This window comes from Bacillus cereus group sp. N8 (assembly GCF_016483685.1).
Lineage (GTDB): Bacteria > Bacillota > Bacilli > Bacillales > Bacillaceae_G > Bacillus_A > Bacillus_A proteolyticus.
Genome location: NZ_JAEHBK010000022.1, coordinates 24211 through 48880 on the forward strand (window position 1 = coordinate 24211; position 24670 = coordinate 48880).

The following is a 24670-nucleotide window of genomic DNA, read 5'->3' on the forward strand; positions in this document are numbered from 1 at the left end:
TAAAATTTTAATGTGTTTTATAGTATGGAGGTGTGTGGAAAAAGAGTAGAGGAGGGTGCTTATGTTAACGTGCAATGGGAGTAAAACGTTTCAAACATTTATTAAAGCTGTAACTGATTTAATAGATGGTGATTTATTGGAAGAACAAATCGTGTGTGAAATTGAAAAATTACTAGAAGAACTTTTAGAAAAGAAAACATGGCTTCCGTTAGATAAACAGAATGCGAATTCGACTCAATATGCACGTCACTTACTGTATGAAGATCCGTTCAAACGTTTTGAAGTATTAGCTCTCGTATGGAAAGATGGGCAGGCTACACCTTTACATGATCATGATGGCACATGGGGAGTAGAAGGTGTTTATTCAGGAAGGATAATGGTACAGAATTTTATACAAACGAAGCAACTTGGAAGTTCATTGTTTTATTTAACACATACAGGAAATCTGTATTTGGGAGAAGGAGAAACGGATAAAGTAATACCACCAGCTGATTGTCATATTCTTGAAATTAGCGAAAATGAAAACGTTATCACGATTCATATTTACGGAAAGTGTTTAGAAAAATTTAAAGTATATACTCCAACTGAAGAAAAAAATGTGTACATGTGTGAGACAAAATATACTAGTTATAATTCATAGTTTAAAATCCAAAGCTTTTTTTAAATCCAAAGCTTTGGATTTTATTTATAATTATTTCTTGACCTGAAACGCTTTTCATAAATTATAAATAAGGAGTAGCTCACGAGTACCGTATGAAAACGATACCTTTTATTTAATTAGAACTCGTGTATTTATAGAAAGTGGTGAAGAAATAATGAGGTTAATCGCAATTGATTTAGATGGAACTCTTCTTTCGGGAAATAAAATGATTAGTAAAGAAAATGCAGAAGCAATTCGAAAATGTCAGGAAGCTGGCCATGTTGTAGCAATTTGTACAGGACGTTCTATGGTGGATATTGAACGACTATTGTTAGAAGTTGATTTAGAGTGTCCGATTATTGCGGAAAATGGTGCACTTATATATAAAGATAAAAAAATGATGAAGAGATATCCGATTCAAAATATGCAAGCACTTGAGATTGTAGAATATCTTGAAGAGAATGGCTTGTATTATCAACTTTATACTGATAAAGGTGTGTATGTACCGGATTATGGAGTAGAGAGTGTACGTAATGAAATTGAGTATGTGAAGAATTCAAAAGGAAATTTCGACTTGAAAGAGTTAGAAACAATCGCAGCCTTATACCTTGAGCATACAGCGTTTCATAGTGCGAAAAGTTGTAAACCAATTGTAGAAATGGATATACATGTGCATAAACTTTTACCGTTTTCTTATGACATAGAGAAATTAAAAAAATTAAAAGAAACGTTTCTGCATAATACCGATTTAGCAATTACATCTTCATATTGGCATAATTTAGAGATTAATCATCGAGATGCTCAAAAAGGAAATGGATTATATACTTTAGCAAAACATCTTAATATTCCAGTTGAAAATACTGTAGCAATAGGTGATGGACTTAACGATGTTTCAATGATGGAAAAAGCAAATGTATCAATTGCGATGGGAAACGCAGTAGATGAAATAAAGGCAATTTGTCAGTACGAGACGTTATCAAATGAAGAACATGGTGTTGCACATGCTTTATATAAATTTGTAATGTAATAAAAAGAAAAAAAGAATCCAAGTAGGATTCTTTTTTTCTTTTTATTAGGGGTAAGGTATTCTATGATATTCATAGAAGCCTTATTACACTCCATTATATAGAATATATTGGAATAAATGTTTATAATTTTCATATTAATTGTGAAAATTTTATGAACTTTACTTTTATTGTGTTTTAATACCGCTACTAGTGGCGCGTAAGACTCACATATGAAAACTTGGTGGACGTAAGGAGGTTAAGTGAGATTCGCACTGTTTATATAATCACGATTCGTGTGGCTAATAATGTATGAGGGATAAATAACACTTATTGATTTAAGTTTCACTTCATACGTATATAATTTTCTGTTTTTAATTGAAAAATAGAATTTGTTTGAATAATTATTCTACAGCTATATACCTATGCACACTTTCTTCGTATAATGGAGAAGTATGAATTTTAAATTTGTATAAATTTTACATATAGAGGTGAAAAAGGGATGAATGCGCGGCTAATGGAACTTATTGATGTGAGTACAATAGAAACCATGGCAGAACAATTTTATAATTTAACCAACATATCACATCAACTTCTTGATGCTGAAAACGAATGTATATTTTCATTTGGAATTAATGAAATGAAAGTATGTAAACTTCCCAAAATTGAAATCCCCATTTTCTTATACAATCAATATTTAGGGTCTTTTGCTGTATGGTCCGAAAAAAGCGAAATCTTCCATTGTAAAAAATATTTCGAAATGCTTTCTAACCTCATTATAGACGGGGGAAAAAAAGTATTTCAAACCCAAAATACATCGTTACTTTCTCGAAAAGAGGAAGAATTACATACGATCTTACAAAATATGCCCGTTATGGTTGATGCGCTTGACTACAATGGAGATTTTGTTTTGTGGAATCGAGAATGTGAGATTGTAACAGGCTATACTTCTGAAGAAATAATTGGGAATCCAGACGCACTTCGATTACTGTATCCTGACCATAATTATCGCAATCAAATACAAAATAAATTTTTGACTTGCGGAAAAAATTTTAGAGATTGGGAAATGCGTTTAACATGTAAAAATGGAGAAATCAAAACGATAATGTGGTCCAATATATCAGAGCAGTTTCCTGTAAAAGGATTTAGTTACTGGGCTGTTGGTGTAGATATTACACATTTAAAAGCGATAGAAGAGCAATTAATACAACAAACTTCTGAATTAGAATTAATTTTTAAAGCTTTACCAGATTTATGTTTTTTAACAGAAGATGATGGGACAATTATAGATTATAAAGCAGGATCTCCTACAAAATTTTACGTACCCGCAGAAGCTTTTATGGGAAAGAAGTTTTACGAAATATTACCATCTGCAGTAGCGCAGCAATTTCAAGAAGCAATTCGCCAATTGAAAGAAGAAGGAAAGAATGTAATTGTAGAATATCCTCTAACACTTAATGGAAGTATCGATTTCTTTGAAGCTAGATGTTTACCATTATTACAAGATAAAATTATGATTATTGTACGTGATATTACAGAGCGGAAAAAGGCAGAAGAATTGCTAAATAAATCAGATACACTTGCGGCAATTGGTCAATTAGCAGCCGGTGTAGCTCATGAAGTGAGAAACCCATTAACTGTAATTAAAGGATTTATACAGTTATTCCAAATTAATAAAGAAGATCAAGAAAAATATTTTGACCTTATGCTTTCCGAAATAGAAAGAATAGAAGCAATCCTCCAAGAGTTTTTGTCGATTGCTAAAACTGATGAAATAAATACAGAAAAGAAAAATATTTATCAAATTTTTAAAAATGTCGTATCACTAATTAATACAAAAGCAATCATGACAAATATTCAAGTTGAACTATTTACAGATTCCAAAGAGATAATCATTGAATGCTCAGAAAATCAATTGAAACAAGTATTTATTAATATTTTGCAAAATTCAATTGAAGCAATGCTAGATGGTGGGGAAATTTCAATCCATATAAAAGAAATACATAAAAATGGTGTAATTATTAGTGTAATAGATGAAGGAATAGGAATACCTGAAGAAAGAATTAAAAGATTAGGTGAACCTTTTTATAGTACGAAAGAAAAGGGTACCGGTATTGGATTGATGTTAAGTTATAAAATTATTGAAAGTCATCAAGGAACAATAAGTATAATGAGTGAGGTTGGCGTCGGGACAACTGTAACTATTTACTTGCCGAAAATTCAGAGTAAACAATCTCTATCAAATTGTGATGATAGATGTATTTCAATACGTTCTAATATTAACTCCTAAAATACTTAATACCCAAGAACAAAGCTAAGCTTTTGTTCTTGGGTATTTTTATATTTAATTTAGTAAACTTTACTTTTTCTTTATATTTGTTTTAATTTCTATTAAGTTTTAAACGTTATATTAATATACGTACAAAGTAATGTGTGGAAATTGTACATTACTTTTAATATAGAGAGCTAAAAAATATTAAAAATGTTGTAAGGAGGAGATTATGACAGGGTGAAAAAGAAAGAGAAAAAGAGTGGTAGAGCACTACCTATACGGTTAAATATTTTATTCTTTTGCGTATTTTTATTATTTTCTGGAATTATAATCCAGTTAGGTAAAGTACAAATTTTCGATGGAGAAACATACAAGAATGAAGTAGAAAAAAGAGAGAATGCAACTGTTAGTCTTACAGTACCACGCGGCAAAATTTATGACCGTGAAGGGAATTCAGTGGTGGACAATAAGTCTTTACGTACGATTACATATACAAAGGTGAAAGGTGTAAAATCGGAAGAAATGCTAAAAACTGCAAGACAACTTGCAGAAATAATTGAAATGCCGCAAGAAGATATAGATAAGTTAACCGAGACGGATAAGAAAGATTTTTGGATGCAGTTAAATCCAAAACTTACTCAAGATTTAGTATCTAAAAAAGAAATAGATAAGTTTAGAGTAAAGGATATTAACGGAAAAGAGTTAGACAAAAAAATAGAAGAGTTAAAAAGAAAGCGAGTTACAGAAAAAAATCTTCAAGAATTAACAGCAAAAGACATAGAAGTGTTAGCTATTAAAAGTAAAATGACTTCAGGTTATCAAATGGTACCTCAAATTATAAAAAAAGATGTTAGTGAAAAGGAATATGCTGTGGTTAGCGAAAATTTAGCAAATCTCCCTGGGGTTGACGCATCAGTTGATTGGGAACGGCTCTATGTAAATGATGGCTTATTCCGTTCAGTCCTTGGAAATGTTTCGAATGCTGATGAGGGATTACCACGTGAACGATTAGATTATTATTTAGTGCGGGAGTATAGCCGGAATGACCGGGTCGGGAAAAGTTACATCGAACAGCAATACGAAGATGTACTTCATGGCACGAAAGAAAAAGTAAGAAGTATTGCTGATAAACAAGGTAATACAATTAGAACGGAGACAGTTTCTGAAGGGAAAAGCGGCAAGAATTTAACGTTAACAATTGATATGGAATTACAGAAAAAAGTAGAAGAGAGTATAGAAAAAATATTAAAGGCATATAAAGGTTCAGAATCAATGTTAGACCGTGCTTTCGTTGTAATGATGAATCCGAAAAACGGCCAAGTATTATCGATGGCTGGGAAAAGACTTGTAGAAAAAGATGGGAAAATGGAAGTAGAAGATTACGCTTTAGGTACGCTGACAAGTTCATACGAGCTTGGATCAACTGTTAAAGGTGCTACAGTATTAACCGGATTTGAAACAAAAGCTATAACACCGGGAACACATTTTTATGATGCACCTATGAAGTTTAAAGGAACTAAGGAGAAAAAGTCATGGAAAGATTTTGGAGATATAGATGACCTAAGAGCTTTACAAGTTTCCTCTAACGTTTATATGTTTAACACAGCATTAAAAATTGCTGGTGTGGATTATGTAAAGAACAGTTCACTAGATATTAAACAAGAATACTTTGATAAGATGAGATATTATTTCAGACAATTTGGTTTAGGTGTTCCAACAGGTATTGATTTACCGAATGAAACAGCGGGGCAAATTGGGAGAAAAGATAATCAGCCAGGTTTCTTATTAGACTTTTCTATTGGTCAGTATGATACGTATACACCACTTCAGCTTGCACAATATATTTCAACTATTGCAAATGGCGGGTATCGTATGAAACCACAAATTCTTCAAGAAATTAGGGAACAAACCGTTCAAAAAGATGAGGTCGGTAAAGTAGTACAATCAATAGAACCCGTTGTTTTAAATAGAATTGATATGAAAGAAGAATATATCAATCAAGTAAAAGAAGGCTTTAGGAAAGTATTCCAAGAAGGGGATGGAACGGGAGTAAGGGCGTTCCAAAAAGCACCCTATAAACCAGCTGGAAAAACAGGAACTGCACAGACTGTATACGGTGGAGAAAGTGATATTGGGAGAAATGAGAAAGGCAATCGTAGAGAATGCTATAATTTAACATTAGCAGGATATGCGCCATATGATGATCCAGAAGTAGCATTTTCCGTTGTAGTACCATGGGTTATAAATGATAAGTCTGGTATTAACTCTGATATTGGAAAAGAAGTTTTAGATGCTTATTTTGATTTAAAAAATAAGCGATTAACTGGCGAAGTACCAAAAATAGATGACTCTAAGGAGAATTAAAATATACGAAACGTCTCTGGCATTTATATGAACTAGAGACGTTTTTACATACGAATAGATTAGAAATGAGGTATATATGAAGCAATTGATTCTAAAAGATTGGAGAAAAATATGTAGGTATATTTTAATTATAATAGGAATTATTATTATTAATAAGTCATTTTTATTTTGTGTGGTAGAAGGAATTTCGATGCAACCTACTTTGAATGAAAATAATCGCATACTAGTTAATAAGGCTAGTGCTTATTTTTCTTCTTTTCATCATGGTGATGTTGTAATAATAAAAAAAGAAGACGAGCCTACATACTACGTGAAACGAATTATTGGATTACCAGGGGATAACATACAATTAAGAAACGATGTGGTATATATTAACGGTAAAAAGCGAGATGAGTTGTATATACAGTTAGATATGTCACAAGTATCAAATCATTTTTCAAACTTTAGAGAAATGAAAGTTCCCTCGCATAAATTATTTGTATTAGGTGATAATCGAAATCATAGTAAAGATAGTAGGAATACACTTGGACTTATCGATGAGTCACATGTAATAGGTAAAGTGAAAATGGTATATTATCCATTTGATCAAATAAAATGGTTAAAATAATTCTATTAACTATTCACGTTTTATAAAATAATTCATATATTGATAGCATAGGACAAGCAGAAAAGCTTATCCTAACCTCAGAGAACACTCCTTATCACAGTTAGGCATCTACTTATGTAGATGCCTTTTCCGATGACTGATAATTATTTATCAACCTAAAGTAGTAAGCATATTGGGACTATTAGAGGAAGATTGCTTGTAATAATAACAGTACGATTAATAAGAACATTGAATTGTAAGGAGTGAGAAATACGTGTTGAATATTTTAATAATTAATTTTCCTGCAGAGGGACATGTAAATCCTACATTAAGTTTAGTAAAGGCCTTTACTGAAAGAGGAGATAACGTACACTATATTACAACGGAAAACTTTAAGGAAAGGCTTGAAGTTTTGGGGGCTATTGTACATACTCATCCGGATTTATTAAAGGAGATTTCTATTGATAATGAAACTTCATATGGATTAAAATCTTTCTTTCATGTACATGTTCAAACTTCTTTATATATATTAGAAATTACGAAAGAATTATGTAAAAGCATAAATTTTGATTTCGTAGTTTATGATATATTTGGTGCCGGAGAGTTAGTAAAGGAATATTTACAAGTTCCAGGCATAGTTTCCTCTCCTATATTTTTAATTCCACCAGAATTATTGGAAACCTTGCCTTTTCATCCAAATGCAGAAATACAATTCCAACCCGATGAACTCTCTGAAAAGTTACTGTATCAAATGGAACATGAATTTGGAGTAAAGCCCAAAAATAATCTTCAATTTATGCATAATAAGGGAGATATTAGTCTCGTGTATACAAGTCGTTATTTTCAGCCTAATAGCGATTCGTTCGGAGAAAACAATGTTTTTATTGGACCGAGTATTATAAAGCGCAAAACAAATGCAAAGTTTCCACTTGAATTGCTTTCAAAAAAGAAAGTTATTTATATTTCAATGGGAACACTTCTTGAAGGGCTCGAACCATTTTTTAATACTTGTATTGATGCTTTTTCAAATTTCGAAGGGATTGTAGTAATGGCGATCGGTGATAGAAATGATATTTCAAAAATTAAGCAAGCGCCAGACAACTTTATTATAGCCCCTTACGTACCTCAATCAGAAATATTAAGTGAAGCAGATGTTTTTATTACACATGGTGGAATGAATAGTGTGCACGATGCAATTTATTACAATGTCCCATTTGTGATAATACCGCATGATAAAGATCAACCTATGATAGCGCAAAGATTAACTGAGCTTGAGGCAGCACATAGATTATTGAAAGAGCATGTTAATGTGCAAACTTTAAAAGAGGCGGTAACAGACGTTCTTTCAAATAAAAAGTATAGACATGGCATTCGAAAACTGAATGAAAGTTTTTTAGAGTGTGGTGGTTCCAAAAGAGCCATTGCAGTTATTGATGCTCTTTTAAATAAATAGTTCGGACAATATAAAAGCATAGAGGATCCACCTTTATGCTTTTATATTATTATCCAGCAAATTGTACAGCAGTATTTGCATGTAAAAAAGCAGTATCAAAAACAGGAACAGTAAGGTCATTTTGGGAAATAAGCAATGGTATTTCAGTACAGCCTAGTAATATACCTTCCGCACCGTTTTGAATTAATGAATTGGTAATTTGTATTAGTTTCTCTCTTGAAGTTTCTGAAATAATGCCTCTACTTAATTCGTTTAATATGACGTGATGGATAAAAGTTCTTTCTTCGTCATTTGGGATAATTGTCTCAATGTTATATTTTGCTAGTCGTGATGTATAGAAATCTTGTTCCATCGTTTGTTTTGTTCCTAATAGTCCGATACGTTTTATATTCTGTTCTACCATTTCTTTAGCACTTACATCACCGATATGAAGAAGTGGGATTGATATTGCTTGTTCTACTTCCTCAGCAAATAAATGGACCGTATTTGAACACATTAGTAAACATTCCGCCCCGGACTTTTCAACCTTTTTAGCAACTGTGACTAATTCGTTTTTCACTTCTTCATATTGATGGTTTTGTAATAAAGTAGTTACTTCTCCAAAATCCATACTATATAAAACTAGCTTCGCATTTTGATCGTATTGAGAGATTGTTAGAGTATTAATATGTTTATAGTATAGTGATGTAGATTCCCAGCTTAACCCACCAATTAAACCAATTACTTTCATCATACATTCCCCCCTGTAACAATTTTGAATTTATTATTTCATAATTCCGATAAGAATACAATGATTTAAATGCACTATTTAATAAAAAATAAAAATAATTAGAAAAGTGTTGAAATTTATCTTTCTTAGTGCCATAATACGAATTATAAATTAATACTTATCCAGAGAGGTAGAGGGAACGGCCCTATGAAGCCTCAGCAACCCCTATGTAATTACATAGGAAGGTGCTAATTCCGCAGAGGACATTATGTGTCTTTTGAAAGATAAGGGGATTCTTGTACGTGAAAGAAAATGACCTCTTATTTAAGAGGTCATTTTTTGTTGTATAGAAAGGAAGTGTCGATGCATAATTTATTTTCAAAAGAAATATAGAGTATTAAAAGTTGAATAATACGAGAGGGGAATTGTAATGAACAAATTAACGACAAAGCTAGTAGTAGCTATTGGAATTGGAGCAGCTTTATACGGGGTATTAGGGCTTTGGGGATTTTCTATCGCACCGAATACATTTATTAAACCCGCATTGGCTATTTTAACAGTTTTTGGAGCGTTATTTGGCCCGGTAGCAGGACTTTTAATAGGACTCATCGGTCATACCGTTACAGATACGATCGCTGGTTGGGGTATTTGGTGGGGATGGGTTATTAGTTCAGGTATTATTGGTTTTGCAATGGGACTCATACAAAAAAGAGTTGGTTTTAGTGTAAAACATGGAACGTATAATAACCGTGATATTTCTTATTTTGCAATTGCAGGGTTAATTGGTATTGTCATTGCTATTATATTTGCTGGGGCATTCGATATTATTGTGATGGGAGAACCGTTTGACAAAATAGTTATACAAGTACTAGGCGCAACAATTGCAGACGTTATCGTATTTTTAGTTCTTGGCTTACCAATCACGATCGGCTTAGCGAAATCAAATAAGAAACATACACATTTAAAAATTGAAAAGTAGGGATGAATACATGCAACCAATTATTTCTTTTGAACAATTTACCTTTCAATATAGGCATGCCACGCAGCCTACTTTAAAAAATATTACATTTCAAATATATCCTGGGGAAAAGGTACTTATCGCTGGACGAAGTGGTTCAGGTAAGTCAACATTAGCGCATTGTATAAATGGGCTAATCCCATTTTCTTACGAAGGGATAAGTACCGGTAACATTTTAATAGCTGGAAAGGACCCGAGAAAAGGTAGTGTTTTTGAGCAGAGTAAACACGTAGGGACAATATTACAAGATCAAGATTCACAATTTATAGGTCTTACTGTCGAAGAGGATGTAGCATTTGCATTAGAAAACGATTGTGTAAATCAAATAGAAATGAGAAAGATTGTTACGGATTCTTTAAACAAGGTAAGCATGCAGGACTTTCATACACAAAGTCCACATGAATTATCAGGAGGTCAAAAACAGACAGTCTCTCTTGCAGGTCTGCTAACGACAAATGCAGATATATTATTATTTGATGAACCGTTAGCTAATTTGGATCCTGCATGTAGTTTGAATACAATAGAACTCATTAAAAATATACATGAGAAATATAATAAAACAATTGTAATTATTGAACATCGAATAGAAGAAATTTTAAACCTTGATTTAGATAAAATTATTTTAATAGACGAGGGGGAAGTTATTGCCATTGGTTCACCGGATAGTATTTTAAATTCTAATATATTACCAAATATCGGACTAAGAGAACCTATTTATATAGAGGCGCTAAAGAAATTAAATTTTGACAGTAATAATGTTAGGGTATTTCCAATTGAAAATCTTCGTAATGCAGGCGTTCATAGCCTATTAAAGAACTGGATGCAGAAGCAAGTTTCATCAAAAAACAAATATATTAAAAAAGCTTTATGCAAGATAGAAAATTTATCATTTACGTACAATAACAAACATACAGCCTTAGAAGATATCAACCTTTCAATAGGAGAGGGAGAAATAGTAGCGTTATTGGGTCATAATGGAGCAGGGAAATCGACATTAGCTCATACTCTTATAGGAATAAATAAAACAAAGAATGGGAGAATAACATTCGATGGAGAAAATATAAATTCTTGGTCTATTCGTAAACGCGGGGAAGTTATTTCTTACGTTATGCAAAATCCAAATCAAATGATTACACAGCCTACTGTTTTAGAAGAGGTTTCATATTCATTAAAATTAAAAAAGGTTTCTAAAGATGAGATTGAGACAAGAGTCGAAAAAGCTTTAAGAATTTGTGGATTATATCCATTTCGTAACTGGCCAATTCAGGCATTAAGCTATGGACAAAAAAAGAGGGTTACTATTGCATCTGTACTTATAACAAACCCAAAAATTATTGTATTAGATGAGCCGACAGCTGGACAAGATTATTACCATTACAAACAGTTTATGTCGTTTATTAGAAAATTGGCTGGAAGGGGCATATCCTTTATTATTATCACACACGATATGAATCTTGCTTTAGAATATGCAGATCGAGCGGTAGTTCTGCATGAAGGGAAAATTATTGCGGACAATACTGTATCTGCTGTTTTAGGGGATCAAGGAATGTTACAAAGAGCTAATCTACGAGAGATTTCATTAATAAAACTAGCTAAATTAAGCGGAATTCCAACTCCAGAAACATTTGTGAAACTCTATATTGAGGCTAATAGGAGGGAGGAATATGCATAATACGTATTTTTATCGTATGGATGGTGCAATTAAATTATCTATATTTATATTTTGTATGACACTTACTTTTTTATTTTTTGATTTTCGTATATTGCTAATTTTATTTATTGTTGGATGTATCGGCCTCTTAATTGCAAAAATTCAATTGCGTAAAATAATAGTTATTTTCAGCGTTATATTTACATTTAGTTTATTAAATTCCGTTATGATTCTTTTTATTACGCCCACCCATGGATCGGAATTAACGGGATCGTATACCTCTTTTTTTTATATAGGTTATGCAACAATTACATATGAAACTTTATTTTATGCAGCTACACTTTCATTGAAATATTTTACGTTATTACCATTTACACTTCTCTTTATTTATACAACTCATCCAAGTGAATTTGTAAGCAGCTTAAATAAATTTGCTGTTCCTTATAAAATTACATATGCAATAAATATTGCACTGCGTTATATACCAAGCATTCAATCTGAATATATAATCATTAGACACGCACAGGAAGCAAGAGGCGTACCTTTTGAAAAAGGAGAAGCGAGCTTGTGGATTCGTATGAAAAACCGTGTTTTAATTTTTTGGCCACTTATTATTCATTCATTAGAAAGGATTGATACTGTTTCAAATGCAATGGATTTAAGAGGTTTTGGAAAAAAGGATAAACGAACGTGGTACTATGCAAAGGACGCACAAAAGGAGGATTACATCACACTTTTTGTTGGTATTATCATTTTGGTTATTGCAGTTTACTTAAAGCTGAATGTATTCCAAAGTTTCTGGTACCCATTTTAAAGCACTCTCAATAGAGTGCTTTTACTAATTTTTATGAAGACATGCTCAAAAATGGGAGATACACATACTGTATAATACGAACCAGTTAAAAAAATCAACTCCCTATTAGTTTTCAAACCAAAAGGAGGAAAAAACATGAGTTTCGGTGGTTCTTGTGGTTTTGGTGGAGGTTTCGCTTTATTAGTTGTGTTGTTTATTTTATTAATAATTGTTGGATGCAGCTGTTGGGGCTGAGGATACTAATTTCTAATTAGTCTCTACAAAATGTAAACTTAAAAAACATAGTAGGTACTTTTTGTATCGTAATAAATGAAAAAGGAGCTTAATAGCTCCTTTTTCATTTATTATACGAAATCTCCTCATTACTGCATTTAGGTAATGTGATTGTTAAAGTAGTTCCTTTATTTATAACACTTCGGATTTTCAATGTGCCTCGCATCGTTTCGATAATTTTTACAGCAACCATTGTTCCTAAACCAGTACCTTTCGTTTTTGTGCTAAAATATGGTTCGCCAAATCGATTAATTTGCTCTTGCGACATTCCGATTCCACTATCTTGAATCCGTATTATGATCTTATTATTATTAACAGTTGTAGATATAATTAGATTACCGCCACTTGGCATTGCTTCTATACTGTTTTTTATTAAATTTAAAAAACATTGATGGAAGTGCTGTGTATTACCAATAATTATTCCCTCAGAGAACTCTTGTGTAATATTAATATTATTCATATTACATAAAGGCAATATCATTTTAATAACTCGATGTAACTCGTGCTCAACTGAAATACGATCTAGTTTTTCTGAAGCAGGTTTGGCAAAAGTTAAGTAATCATCAATAATTGCCTGTGCACGATTTAATTCTTCAAGTATATGTTCAATATATTCATCTCTGGATTGTTGAGTTATATTGGGTGTTTTTAAAAGTTGTGTAAATCCTTTTACAACCGTCAAAGGGTTCCGTACTTCATGTGAAATACTTGCAGCGAGTTGACTGACAATCTCCATTTTTTCAACTTTTATTAATTTTGATCGCATGCATATTGCATCTTTTAAAACTTCATTAAAATAGACCATAAATAATATTAAAATAGTTGGTAATAAAATGAAATAAATAATGTACAAATTATTCACTTCAAAATCCGATAGAGTTAAAACAATTACTGTTGTAAACAATGCAAGGAAAAAAGTTAAAAATATAGATGAAGCTACTTTCATTTTTCTATTGTATGTATTAAATTTTGATGATGCGAATACTGTAATTATTAACATCATTCCATACACAATGATTGTTAACAGGCTAAAACCATAAAACATAAAACGTGTTATTAATAAAATCATGAGTAATGCAATACCGACAGGAAATCCACCATAAAGTGTACCAATTAAAAAGGGGATTTGTCTTAAATCGTGAATACAATTTTCATCCATATAGATGGGGTACCGCATACATAAAATTAGTGGGATGCTCGTACAAAGAATAATAAGCAATTTCTTATATTTCTTCCTAAAGTATCCACTATCATAAATAAAATAAAAAACAAATATACTACTTAAAATATATAGAAGATTATTTAAAACATTTTGATTAATGTAAACAAAGTTCATAATACATGCCTCGTTATTCTGAATTTCAATCCCATATGTATTATACATTATAAAAGTACAAGTTTTATATACACATTTTATAATGTATGTAGTTTTTAAAACTTTTCAGCGTTATAGACTTTTAACCATACATTATTAAACTCTTCCATTGACGCATAGCGCTCACTACGATTTTCATTTACAGCACGGTATGCTACTTCATATAGGCCTTCACTAGCTTCCCATTTCATAAAGGAACGATCTTGCCCGCCACCTAATAGCGCGAAAGCCATAGCCCCCATATTAAATACATTAGTTTTCCCGTCTATTACAGCATTAAGTTGAAACTCTTCAGGTGACATAAAACGAGATGATCCCCACATTCGCCCCATCTTATTTACATACGGTTTGTTACTGTATAAATCAATATCACAAATTTTTGTTTCATTCGTTTTAAAGTTGTACAAAATACTACCGTCATAAAAATCAATAGCTACATAGTTTTTGTGTTCTACGTAAGTGTGGAAAGAAAAAATAGAATTCAATGATATGATGCGTTCCTTAATAGATAAATGCTTAAATTTATAAAATGGTGAGCTAGGATCAATATATTTCGCTGGAGGTGGGAAACTCCAGTGCGGGTGAAGACATTCACCATCAAACCAATCAAAAATTAAAACATATCCATGTTGTACAGGGTAGTGATCAATTAAACTTATAAGAGAAACGTGTTTTAATTCATTGTATATAGTAACTGAGCTTTTTAATCTTTTTATAGCTTCATTTGTAGAAGCATTATATGCGAGTGTTTGTGCCCCTGCATATTTAATAAAGTTCTTTTTCCCATTCTTTTCAACACCAAAACTTATATTACCGGAATCTTGTTGGTCAAAAACCGCAAATACTGTACCTAGTTTTGTAAGCCAATCAAAATTATGATGTTTTTTTAGTTGGAATGTTATAGTATCTAACTGAATTTTAACTGGAATATCTTTCATTATTCACCTCATATTTAATATAATTAAGTTGACTATTACAGTATTCGACATATTTTGTGAAATCCCTATGTTAATAAACTTAAATTTTATAAATATAATAATGTACAGTTATAAGGAGGAAAGAAAATGGATGGAAAAATCATAATTAAACCGTACCAACAATATTGGCATACAGAGTTTTTAAATGAAAAAAATAAAATTGTGCCGTTACTCCATGAAGAAATTATTGCTATTGAACATATAGGAAGTACAGCCGTTGAAGGATTAGGGGCTAAACCTCTTATTGATATGATGATTGGTGTAACTAATTTACAAATCACCGAAAATTGGAGGGAAGCCCTAGAAGAAATTGGCTATGAATATGTTCCTAAAAAAACACCTAATTGGCGTTTTTTTAGAAAAGGTAAATGGAGAGCTGGTACCCACCATTTACATGTTTATATTTATAATAGTGAAGAATGGAAGAACAACCTTTTATTCCGAGACTTTCTAAAAAATCATGAGTGGGCACGTGAAGAATATAGAGAATTAAAAGAGAAACTTGCTGCTACATATCCTTTTGATCGTGTTTCATATACAAATGCAAAAGTACCGTTTATTTGCAACATATTAGAATTGGCCAAAAAGGATATAAATAAAATATAAGTAGTTTGCAGATTCTCATTTTATTTTAATCTTTCTCTCATGTTATTCTCTCTTTCACTTGATACACTGCTGATTATAGAGTTTTTGAGTCAAAAGGGGATTATATAAAATGGAGAAAATACTTAGAAATAAATATTTCCATATGTATGTTAAAATAATAGGCATTACTATTATTATTTGCAGTGTTGAATTGCTATTTATTAATGTTTTGTATGGGAATGTATTAAATGTACAATGGCTAAATAAGAAATTAGGTTCTTTAGGTGAATACGGGGCAATTATAGCTGCATCATTATGGTTCTTACGTCAAATATGGTTATTTTTAAGGAAAAAAAATATGCACGGATTTAAAATGATTAAAGAACTATACCTTTTCATAAAACAGTTTCACGTATTAATTGGATACGCTGTAATAGCTGTTACGACTACTCACGGCATTTACTTTTTAATAAAAGGAAGTCGTCATATAATACTAATATATAGTGGTATATTTTCTCTTTTAGCCTTAATAGCATTAGGGGTTGCAGGCTTTACTTTACAGAAATCTAATCAGAAAACAAAATTGATGATGTATCGAAAAGTACATCAAATCATCGCAATTATATTCGGAATAGGATTGCTTATTCATTTAATCGCATAGGAGGAAGTACCGTTGCAACATATATTAATTATTGAAGATGAGGAAAGCTTGGCAGATTTTTTAGAACTAGAATTAAAGTATGAAGGATATAAAGTAGATATACAACTTGATGGAAGAAAGGGATTAGAAGCTGCACTTGAAAAAAGTTATGATCTCATTTTACTTGATTTAATGTTACCAGGATTAAATGGACTGGAAGTATGTCGTCGACTAAGGGCAACTAAAAATACACCTATTATTATGTTGACTGCTCGTGATAGTATTATGGACCGTGTGACAGGCTTAGATAGTGGAGCTGATGATTATCTTCCAAAACCGTTTGCGATTGAAGAACTTTTAGCACGTATGAGAGTTATATTTAGAAGAGAAGAAAATATAGAACATAAAAACACATCTTTTCTTACGTTTAAAGATTTACAGCTTCAGATTGAATCTCGAACTATAACTAAAGGAAACGAAGAAATTGAACTTACAAATAAAGAATTCGAGCTATTGCTTATGTTTATGAAAAATATAAATCGAGTTCTTACCCGTGATATTTTACTTGATCAAGTATGGGGATACGATGCAATGGTTGAGACAAATATAGTCGATGTATATGTTCGTTATTTACGTAATAAGTTACATAGTGTAGATAAGGAGGAGTATATCCAAACAGTCCGCGGTGCTGGATATATAATGAAATGATAAAAAACATTATGTACCGAATTAGAAATTTACCTATAAAGTGGAAATTAACACTTTGGTCCACTACACTAGTTTTTATTTTGTTTATTTTGTATAGCGCATTACAATTCATTGTAATTAATAAGTGGACTATAGATTATGAACAGAAACAAATAAACAGACAAGTGACAGAAATAGCGGCATATTTTCAAGATAAAAATGATACGCTCTCGAGCAAAACATTTGAAAATAGTAAAGAATTTCTAAACAACATGATCGATAAGCATCAAATGATTCGTATTATAGGAAGAGATGGAAAACCTATTGTTACTGTTTCACGAGACTTTAATGAAGCATGGATAGAGCCCAAAATGGTTACGCAAGATGAATCATTTATAAAAAGACATATAGAGGATCGAATATTAGTTGAGCGTATACCCATTCAAACAAAGAAATTTACTGGAACTATTGAGCTTGCGAAAAACTTAGAGACATTTGATCATTTATTAAAAATAATTTTAGTGGTAATGGTTGTTGCGGGAATATGCGGATTAGTGTTTAGTTTTTTAGGTGGAATACTTATAACGAAAAAGCTTTTATCGAGTGTTCAAAATATAACAGATACGATGAAGCGTATTAAGAAAAACGGACTGAACGAAAGGGTTCCAGTAAGAGAAAATAATGATGAACTCGCAAAATTATCGATTCTTTTTAACGAAATGATGGATGAAGTAGAAACCTCATTTACACAGCAAAAACAGTTTGTAGAAGACGCATCACATGAATTAAGAACACCATTAACAATTATTCAAGGGCACTTATCAATGCTAAATCGATGGGGGAAAAATGATCCAGCAGTATTGGATAAATCCCTTCAATCCAGTTTAAAAGAAGTAGATCGATTAAATAAATTAGTTTCAGAACTGCTAGAGCTATCAAGGGCTGAATCAGAACAGATGCATCCAGTAGCAGCCGAACGAGTCCATGTTAATAGCGTATTGAAACAAGTTACACAAAACTTTGCAGTACTGCAAACTGACTTTCAATTTGATCTGAAATTGGATACAGATGAAGCTTATGTTTCAATCCCATCATCTTACTTAGAACAAATTATTATTATTGTAATGGATAATGCGGTCAAGTATACGAAAGAAGCTAATAAGTATATTTGCATCGAATCAAGTATACAATCGGGCAAAATTAAAATTAGTATAATAGATCACGGAGCGGGCATACCTGAAGCAGATTTACCTTTTGTTCTTAACCGCTTTTATCGAGTTGATAAAGCGAGAAGTCGTAAACAAGGCGGCAATGGACTAGGATTATCAATTGCAAAACGGCTTGTAGAAAAATATAACGGAACTATTCAATTAGAGAGTAAAGAAAATGAAGGAACAATTGTTACGATTACATTTCCTTATACTACTCATTAATAGCTAAAGTTTATAAAATTCTTTTTGAAAAAACTCTTTAAAAGGAGGAATACATTTGTATTTCCTCCTTTTTTGATGCTTAGAAATCAAAAAAATTTATTTATTTCGATATTTCTAGTACATTGAAAGTATTAAGGGGGAATAATTAATGAAAGCTATTGTACATCAACATAAAACAGGATTAGAGGGTTTAGAATATAAATTATCAGCTGAGATAACACCTAATGTTGGGGAAGTTAAAGTGAAATTAAAAACAGCAGGTTTAAATCATCGTGATTTATTTATTATGAATAATAGAAAAGAAATGGAATTACCTTTAATTTTAGGATCAGATGGTGCAGGTATTGTTACGGAATTAGGAGAAGGTGTTTCAAATATCACACTATATACAGAGGTTATTATAAATCCTAGTATTGGATGGAATAATACTCACGAAATACCAGCGTTACCTGAAGTGTTAGGTGGACCAGCAGATGGAACGTTTGCCGAATATGTTATTGTGCCAGCTGAAAATGTAGTGAAAAAGCCATCATATCTTACGTGGGAAGAATCTGGTGTGTTATCTTTATCGGCATTAACTGCATATAGAGCACTTTTTACAAAAGGGAAATTGAAATCTGGAGAACATGTTCTAATTCCAGGAATCGGCGGTGGTGTAGCAACTTTTGTTATGTTATTTGCTAAAGCAATTGGAGCAAAGGTGAGTGTTACTTCAAGGATAGAGAGCAAAAGAAAGACTGCAGAAAAATATGGAGCAGACTTTTCTTTTAATAGTTCTGGTAATTGGGAAGAGTGCTTACATGGAGAAAAAATAGATTTAATTATAGATAGTATAGGTCCGGCGACTTTCTTGAAATATTTTGATATATTAAAACCTAATGGAAGAATCGTTAATTTTGGTGCAAGTTCAGGAGATAAAATTGAATTGCCGTTACGAGCATTATTTTATAATCAAATCGATATAATGGGAACATCAATGGGCAGCAGTGAAGAATTTAATGAGATGATTCATTTTATAGAGGAACATAATATTAAACCAATCATTGATAAAGTATATCCATTAGAAGAAGCAATTCAAGCTTTAAATCGAATGCAGCAAGGAGAACAATTTGGTAATATTGCCCTTCGTATGGAATAAAAATATGATTTCAGAGAAATTATATTTAAATGAACATGTTAAATATTATATTCATGCATAAAGTGTTTACCATACTATTTAAAATGTTTTACAACCTTTATACATACTTAGCTCTTGTAAATAGTTACACGATTGTCAAATGAATAGTAATAACATGAGAATTAGATGAGAAAAGTTTAAGCCCATTTTCATATTGATGTTGTATACTGTGTAAATCAAGAACTTGTATCTTTATTTAAAGTACAATGAGAAATAATAAGGAGAGAGTAATATGAATTACACAGTATTTCAATGGATTAATAACTTTGCTGGATCATCCAAGCTATTAGATACGCTAATGATCGCTATTACAAATAGTGTTCCATATGTAGCTATTCTATTCATGCTTATCCTATGGTTCAATAATGGAAAGAAAGAGAATGCAATTAGAAAACAATATACAGTGTTATATACGACACTTTCAGTTAGTATTGCATTATTAGTAAATGTTCTTATACATGCGGTATATTACCATCCGCGTCCTTTTATAACACATCATGTAAATCAATTAGTACCGCATGCAGCAGATTCATCATTTGTAAGTGATCATTCTGTGCTTGTATTTTCGATTGCTTTCGTATTTATTCTTAGAGGAGAAAAACTTAAATATATCGCGTTAATATGGGCAATATTAGTCGGTGTATCACGCATGTACGTAGGCGTTCATTATCCTCTAGATATACTTGGTGCTGCGTTCTTAACATTTACTACAAGCGGCTTAGTAATGCAAAGTACACGTATATTTGAGCCGTTAGCAAAACTTATTTTCAAAATGTATGCACTAGTAGCAAAACGAGTTCCTTTTTTAGCGAAATATAACCATATAGCTTAATCGTAAGAACCTACAAAAAGTAGGTTCTTTTTATTTGAAAATTCTTAAATTTCACTTACCGTATTTTTATTTTAAAAATATAAATTAATAAAAAACAAAAAGTAACATAGCTAGTTTTCTTATAGTTATAGAGGAATTACTAAAAAAACTTCGAAAAATATAGTATCTAATATAATAAAGAACATAGTTAGTAACACATCTTTGCATTAATACATTGGAAAAGAAAGGAGATAAATATGCATAAACTTCAAACGAATAAAGGCGCTCGATATATGATGATTGCTTTTATTGTTTTGTTTCTTACTATGCTTTTACGCATATTTTATATTCAAGCGGTAGGAGTCGTGCATAATGTTAATGTAAAGGATCTTGCGAAGGAACAACAAAACCAAAATGGAGTTTTAGAGGCAAATCGCGGGACAATTTATGATCAAAACGGCAAAGTATTAGTCCAAGACTCAACGACATATCGCATCGTTGTAAACTTAAAAGGAAAAGATAAATTAAAAGATAAAGAAGATACTGCAAAACGTTTAGCAGATGCGCTTGAAGTTGATAAAGAGGAAATCATGAAAAACTTTCATGAAGGACGTACACAAGTTGAAATTGGGAAAATTGGACGTAACTTATCTAGAGAAGTGAAGGAAGAAATTAAAAATTTGAAAATACCAGGTGTATCTTTCACAACAGAAAAAGCCAGAGTATACCCAAATGAAGATTTCGCCTCGTATATACTTGGTTTTGCAAGACCAGACGATAAAGGTAATGCGGTGGGGAAGTTTGGGCTTGAAGAAAGTTTGGATAAATATTTGCGCTCTACAAATGGTAATGTTTCATATGTAGGTTCACGAAAAGGAATCCCACTTACAAATGATATAGGAAAAGTAGAACCTGCTAAAAATGGGAACAACGTATACCTTACATTAGATAAACAAATTGATAGCTTTTTAGAAGAAGCGATGAATAAAGCGCAGCAACACTATGAACCTTCTATGTTAGTAGGTATTATAGCAGATCCAAAAACCGGGCAAATTTTAGCAATGTCTAGTAAGCCTAGTTATAACCCTAACAAAGGAGACATTGAATATTTTTTAAATGATCCAATTGCGAACGCATATGAACCAGGGTCTACAATGAAAATATTTACATTAGCTGCCGCAATAAATGAAGGTGTATATAATGGAAAAGAATATTTCCAATCAGGAAAATACGCAGTTGGTTCAGCAGAAATCAAAGATCATAATGGCGGATATGGATGGGGCTCAATTACATTTGATGAAGGGTTTGAAAGGTCATCAAACGTCGCCTTTTCTATTTTAGAAGATCAATTATTGAAACCAAATAAATTTAAGCAATATATGAATAAATTTGGTTTCAATCAAAAAACAGGCATAGATTTGCCTGGAGAAAGTAAAAATACATTATTGTTAAATACTCAAATTCAACAAGTTACTACTTCTTTCGGCCAAGGATCTACTGTAACTCCTATTCAAATAATACAAGCAGCCACAGCTATAGCAAATGACGGGAAAATGATGCAGCCTTATATTGTTGATAAGGTTGTAAATCCCACAAATAAACAAGTTATTATGGAAAATCAACCTAAAGAAATTGGGAATCCGATAAAAAAAGAAACATCAGAAAAGGTAAGAGGCTTAATGGAGCGAGTAATAACTTCATCAAAAGGAACGGGAACGATGTATAAAATTGATGGTTATTCAATTGGCGGTAAAACAGGAACAGCGCAAATCCCCAATCCTGAAAATGGACGATATATGGAAGGAAAAGGAAATTATATTTTTTCTTTCTTAGGAATGGCTCCAATTGATGATCCGCAGCTAGTCGTATATTTAGCTATTAAACAACCGAAATTAAAGGGCGATGAGTACGGTGCCCAGCCTCTTGCTGAAATTTTCAAACCAGTTATGAAAAATAGTCTAGAATATTTAAAAGTGAAACCATATACAGAAAAACAAATGGCAGATGCAACTAAACAATCTGAAATAAAAATACAAAATTATGTGAACCAATCGATAGATACAATAAAGAATATTATAGAAAAAGAGAAACTTCAGCCAGTATTATTAGGAGAAGGAAAGATAGTAAAACAATATCCACAGTCTGCCGAAATAATGAGTGAAGGAGATCGTATATTTTTATTAGGAAACAACGTGAAGATGCCAAACTTAAAAGGTTGGTCAATGCGTGATGTTATGTATTTATCAAAATTATTTAAATTAGATTTAAAAACGACCGGTACCGGCTATGTAACGAGTCAAAGTATTGAAAAAGGACAAGACTTACAAGAAGGAGATACTTTAGAATTAGAATTAGAACCGCCACTACAACCGTTAGCAGAGGCAAATACGAATTAATTCGGACATTTTGAAGAGCCTATATACAATAGGCTTTTTTTAGAGTTTTAAGTAATTTCACGCACCATAATTTTCAGAAAAAATAATAAATAAGACCATTAACGATAGCACGACTGTAAATATCTGATTATTCTTTATTTACGGTTAAATAAATATGTGATAATATGGAAAAATCAAATGCAGTGACGAGAAGAGTAAATAAAATGTATTTTTCACAGAGAGCTCCATTTAGCTGAAAAGGAGCAAAAATTCTTTATTGAACCAAGCCTCTGAGCAGCACATCGGAACCTTTTACATGGGGGTGGTGTGACGGGAGCTCCCGTTATAGAGCTAAGGTATAAGCATGAATGCAATGCAGTACCTGATAAGGTTAATATGGTGACATATTAACAAACTAGGGTGGCACCGCGATGATAAATCTCGTCCCTAAGACTAAAAAGTCTTGGGGGTGGGATTTTTTATTGTTTTAAAACAATTTAGAAAGCGGGTGCCTAAAGTGAAAAAAATACTTGAAGATTGGAAATATCCTTTATTACTACTGTCTGGAGTTGGTATTGCAAATTTAGGTGCATGGATTTACCTAATAGCACTTAATGTACTTGTCTATAATATGGGCGGCTCAGCCTTAGCTGTTGCTACTTTATATGTGATAAAGCCATTAGCCACGTTATTTACAAACGCTTGGTCAGGAAGTATGATTGATCGTTTAAATAAACGAAAGTTAATGATTTACCTCGATATATATCGTGCAGTATTTATTGCTATTTTACCCTTAGTTCCATCCCTTTGGATTGTCTACCTCTTAGTATTTTTTATAAGTATGTCCAGTGCGATTTATGAACCAACTGCTATGACATATATGACGAAATTAATTCCAGTAGAGCAAAGACAACGTTTCAACTCACTACGTAGTTTAATAGGGTCTGGTGCATCTTTAATTGGTCCAGCGGTAGCGGGAATATTGTTAATAGCGAGTACACCAAATTTTGCAATATATATGAATGCTATAGCATTTCTGTTATCAGGGTTCATTACATTACTTTTACCTAATCTTGATAAAGAATACGATTCTAATACATCAAGTGATAAATTGTCTCTAGCTTTACTAAAAAAAGATTGGAACATAGTTTTAAGTTTTAGCAAAAAATCTGTGTATATAGTATGTGTTTACTTCTTATTCCAAGGGATGATGGTATTAGCTACCGCAAATGATTCACTTGAACTATCATTTGCGAAAGAAATTTTATTGTTAACAGATAGTGAGTATGGCTTTTTAGTTAGTATCGCTGGAGCGGGTTTTATTTTAGGAGCCATAACAAATACAATTTTATCAAAAAAATTAGCACCTTCATTTCTAATTGGAATCGGATCATTATTCATTGCAATCGGATATTTGATTTATGCCTTTTCAAATGAGTTTTTAATGGCTGCTATCGGATTCTTTATTTTATCTTTCTCTATGGCATATGCAAATACAGGATTTTATACATTTTATCAAAATAATGTTCCTGTTCATATGATGGGACGGATCGGAAGTATATATGGGCTTGTTATTGCGGCAATAACCATTTTTATAACGATTCTGTTCGGCGTTGCAACTCAATTCATTTCTATACAACTTGTAGTCATTGTAGGAGTATTGGTAATGCTACTTATTACTATTATATTGTGTGCGTTTACCTTATTATCTTCAAGGTCCAAGGTATATTCAACTGAATCAATAGATTCGAAATAATTTTTCTTTTTTTTTACAATTGATGGCACGTAATAAGAGGGTTCTTCCATCTATATATTGAAAAATAATT

Annotated in this window: 21 protein-coding genes, 1 riboswitch and 1 other annotated feature; of the genes, 18 read left to right on the plus strand and 3 right to left on the minus strand. The window is 31.9% G+C overall.

Going from position 1 to position 24670, the window contains the following annotated elements; genetic code table 11:
* Nucleotides 1-61: 61 nt before the first annotated feature.
* The 6 genes from JDS80_RS23205 (at nucleotide 62) to JDS80_RS23230 (ending at nucleotide 8319) form a co-directional block, all read left to right on the plus strand.
* A complete protein-coding gene (locus JDS80_RS23205) occupies nucleotides 62-640 on the plus strand; it encodes a cysteine dioxygenase family protein (RefSeq protein ID WP_071746088.1) in 579 nt (192 codons plus the stop codon).
* Between the two features lie 175 nt (nucleotides 641-815).
* Nucleotides 816-1667 carry a Cof-type HAD-IIB family hydrolase gene (locus tag JDS80_RS23210; RefSeq protein ID WP_071746087.1) on the plus strand — a complete coding sequence of 284 codons (852 nt, stop codon included), beginning with the start codon at nucleotides 816-818 and terminating at the stop codon, nucleotides 1665-1667.
* Between the two features lie 479 nt (nucleotides 1668-2146).
* The gene (locus JDS80_RS23215; protein WP_199640074.1) at nucleotides 2147-3934 is read left to right on the plus strand and encodes a PAS domain-containing sensor histidine kinase; all 1788 of its coding nucleotides are present in this window, start codon (nucleotides 2147-2149) and stop codon (nucleotides 3932-3934) included.
* Nucleotides 3935-4153: 219 nt separating this feature from the next.
* Nucleotides 4154-6280 carry a peptidoglycan D,D-transpeptidase FtsI family protein gene (locus tag JDS80_RS23220; protein WP_071746085.1) on the plus strand — a complete coding sequence of 709 codons (2127 nt, stop codon included), beginning with the start codon at nucleotides 4154-4156 and terminating at the stop codon, nucleotides 6278-6280.
* A 76-nt stretch (nucleotides 6281-6356) separates the two neighbouring features.
* Nucleotides 6357-6887, plus strand: a complete 531-nt coding sequence (lepB, locus tag JDS80_RS23225) for a signal peptidase I (RefSeq protein WP_199640075.1) — start codon at nucleotides 6357-6359, stop codon at nucleotides 6885-6887.
* A gap of 253 nt (nucleotides 6888-7140) precedes the next feature.
* Nucleotides 7141-8319 carry a macrolide family glycosyltransferase gene (locus JDS80_RS23230; protein WP_071746084.1) on the plus strand — a complete coding sequence of 393 codons (1179 nt, stop codon included), beginning with the start codon at nucleotides 7141-7143 and terminating at the stop codon, nucleotides 8317-8319.
* A 49-nt stretch (nucleotides 8320-8368) separates the two neighbouring features.
* Here JDS80_RS23230 and JDS80_RS23235 read toward each other — a convergent pair whose 3' ends face one another.
* Complete coding sequence (locus tag JDS80_RS23235) at nucleotides 8369-9052, minus strand: aspartate/glutamate racemase family protein (RefSeq protein ID WP_116733463.1); 684 nt, start codon at nucleotides 9050-9052, stop codon at nucleotides 8369-8371.
* Nucleotides 9053-9203: 151 nt separating this feature from the next.
* Nucleotides 9204-9319, plus strand: a riboswitch (SAM riboswitch).
* Between the two features lie 139 nt (nucleotides 9320-9458).
* On the opposite strand from JDS80_RS23235, the gene JDS80_RS23240 reads away from it, so the two are divergent.
* The 4 genes from JDS80_RS23240 to JDS80_RS23255 all read left to right on the plus strand — a co-directional run bounded on the left by JDS80_RS23240 (nucleotide 9459) and on the right by JDS80_RS23255 (nucleotide 12745).
* Nucleotides 9459-10007 (plus strand): ECF-type riboflavin transporter substrate-binding protein, encoded by a 549-nt coding sequence (locus JDS80_RS23240; RefSeq protein ID WP_002013166.1) that lies wholly within the window; start codon nucleotides 9459-9461, stop codon nucleotides 10005-10007.
* Between the two features lie 10 nt (nucleotides 10008-10017).
* Nucleotides 10018-11718, plus strand: coding sequence for an ABC transporter ATP-binding protein (locus JDS80_RS23245; protein WP_071746083.1), 1701 nt, complete (start codon nucleotides 10018-10020; stop codon nucleotides 11716-11718).
* Nucleotides 11711-12511 carry an energy-coupling factor transporter transmembrane component T family protein gene (locus JDS80_RS23250; RefSeq protein ID WP_071746082.1) on the plus strand — a complete coding sequence of 267 codons (801 nt, stop codon included), beginning with the start codon at nucleotides 11711-11713 and terminating at the stop codon, nucleotides 12509-12511. Before JDS80_RS23245 ends, JDS80_RS23250 begins: the two co-directional genes overlap by 8 nt.
* A gap of 135 nt (nucleotides 12512-12646) precedes the next feature.
* On the plus strand, nucleotides 12647-12745 hold the full coding sequence (locus tag JDS80_RS23255; protein WP_016115012.1) for a YjcZ family sporulation protein: 99 nt from the start codon (nucleotides 12647-12649) through the stop codon (nucleotides 12743-12745).
* Nucleotides 12746-12848: 103 nt separating this feature from the next.
* Here the strand turns inward: JDS80_RS23255 and JDS80_RS23260 are convergent, their stop codons facing one another.
* A complete protein-coding gene (locus JDS80_RS23260; protein WP_071746081.1) occupies nucleotides 12849-14168 on the minus strand; it encodes a sensor histidine kinase in 1320 nt (439 codons plus the stop codon).
* A 47-nt stretch (nucleotides 14169-14215) separates the two neighbouring features.
* Nucleotides 14216-15097: a protein kinase family protein gene (locus tag JDS80_RS23265; protein WP_199640076.1), complete on the minus strand. Its 882-nt coding sequence runs from the start codon at nucleotides 15095-15097 to the stop codon at nucleotides 14216-14218.
* Nucleotides 15098-15223: 126 nt separating this feature from the next.
* Here JDS80_RS23265 and JDS80_RS23270 point away from each other — a divergent pair, with 126 nt between their 5' ends.
* From JDS80_RS23270 to JDS80_RS23305, 8 genes are all read left to right on the plus strand, one after another.
* Nucleotides 15224-15742, plus strand: coding sequence for a GrpB family protein (locus tag JDS80_RS23270; RefSeq protein ID WP_071746079.1), 519 nt, complete (start codon nucleotides 15224-15226; stop codon nucleotides 15740-15742).
* A gap of 109 nt (nucleotides 15743-15851) precedes the next feature.
* Complete coding sequence (locus JDS80_RS23275; RefSeq protein WP_071746078.1) at nucleotides 15852-16382, plus strand: hypothetical protein; 531 nt, start codon at nucleotides 15852-15854, stop codon at nucleotides 16380-16382.
* Nucleotides 16383-16394: 12 nt separating this feature from the next.
* Nucleotides 16395-17069 (plus strand): response regulator transcription factor, encoded by a 675-nt coding sequence (locus tag JDS80_RS23280; RefSeq protein ID WP_071772638.1) that lies wholly within the window; start codon nucleotides 16395-16397, stop codon nucleotides 17067-17069.
* On the plus strand, nucleotides 17066-18481 hold the full coding sequence (locus JDS80_RS23285) for a sensor histidine kinase (protein ID WP_071746076.1): 1416 nt from the start codon (nucleotides 17066-17068) through the stop codon (nucleotides 18479-18481). Before JDS80_RS23280 ends, JDS80_RS23285 begins: the two co-directional genes overlap by 4 nt.
* A gap of 148 nt (nucleotides 18482-18629) precedes the next feature.
* A complete protein-coding gene (locus JDS80_RS23290) occupies nucleotides 18630-19619 on the plus strand; it encodes a zinc-binding dehydrogenase (protein WP_071746075.1) in 990 nt (329 codons plus the stop codon).
* A 271-nt stretch (nucleotides 19620-19890) separates the two neighbouring features.
* Complete coding sequence (locus JDS80_RS23295; RefSeq protein WP_199640077.1) at nucleotides 19891-20490, plus strand: undecaprenyl-diphosphatase; 600 nt, start codon at nucleotides 19891-19893, stop codon at nucleotides 20488-20490.
* Nucleotides 20491-20726: 236 nt separating this feature from the next.
* Nucleotides 20727-22865 carry a penicillin-binding protein gene (locus JDS80_RS23300; RefSeq protein ID WP_199640078.1) on the plus strand — a complete coding sequence of 713 codons (2139 nt, stop codon included), beginning with the start codon at nucleotides 20727-20729 and terminating at the stop codon, nucleotides 22863-22865.
* 173 nt (nucleotides 22866-23038) lie between these two features.
* Nucleotides 23039-23296, plus strand: a binding site (T-box leader).
* A gap of 65 nt (nucleotides 23297-23361) precedes the next feature.
* Nucleotides 23362-24600, plus strand: a complete 1239-nt coding sequence (locus JDS80_RS23305) for an MFS transporter (protein WP_199640079.1) — start codon at nucleotides 23362-23364, stop codon at nucleotides 24598-24600.
* Nucleotides 24601-24670: the final 70 nt, after the last annotated feature.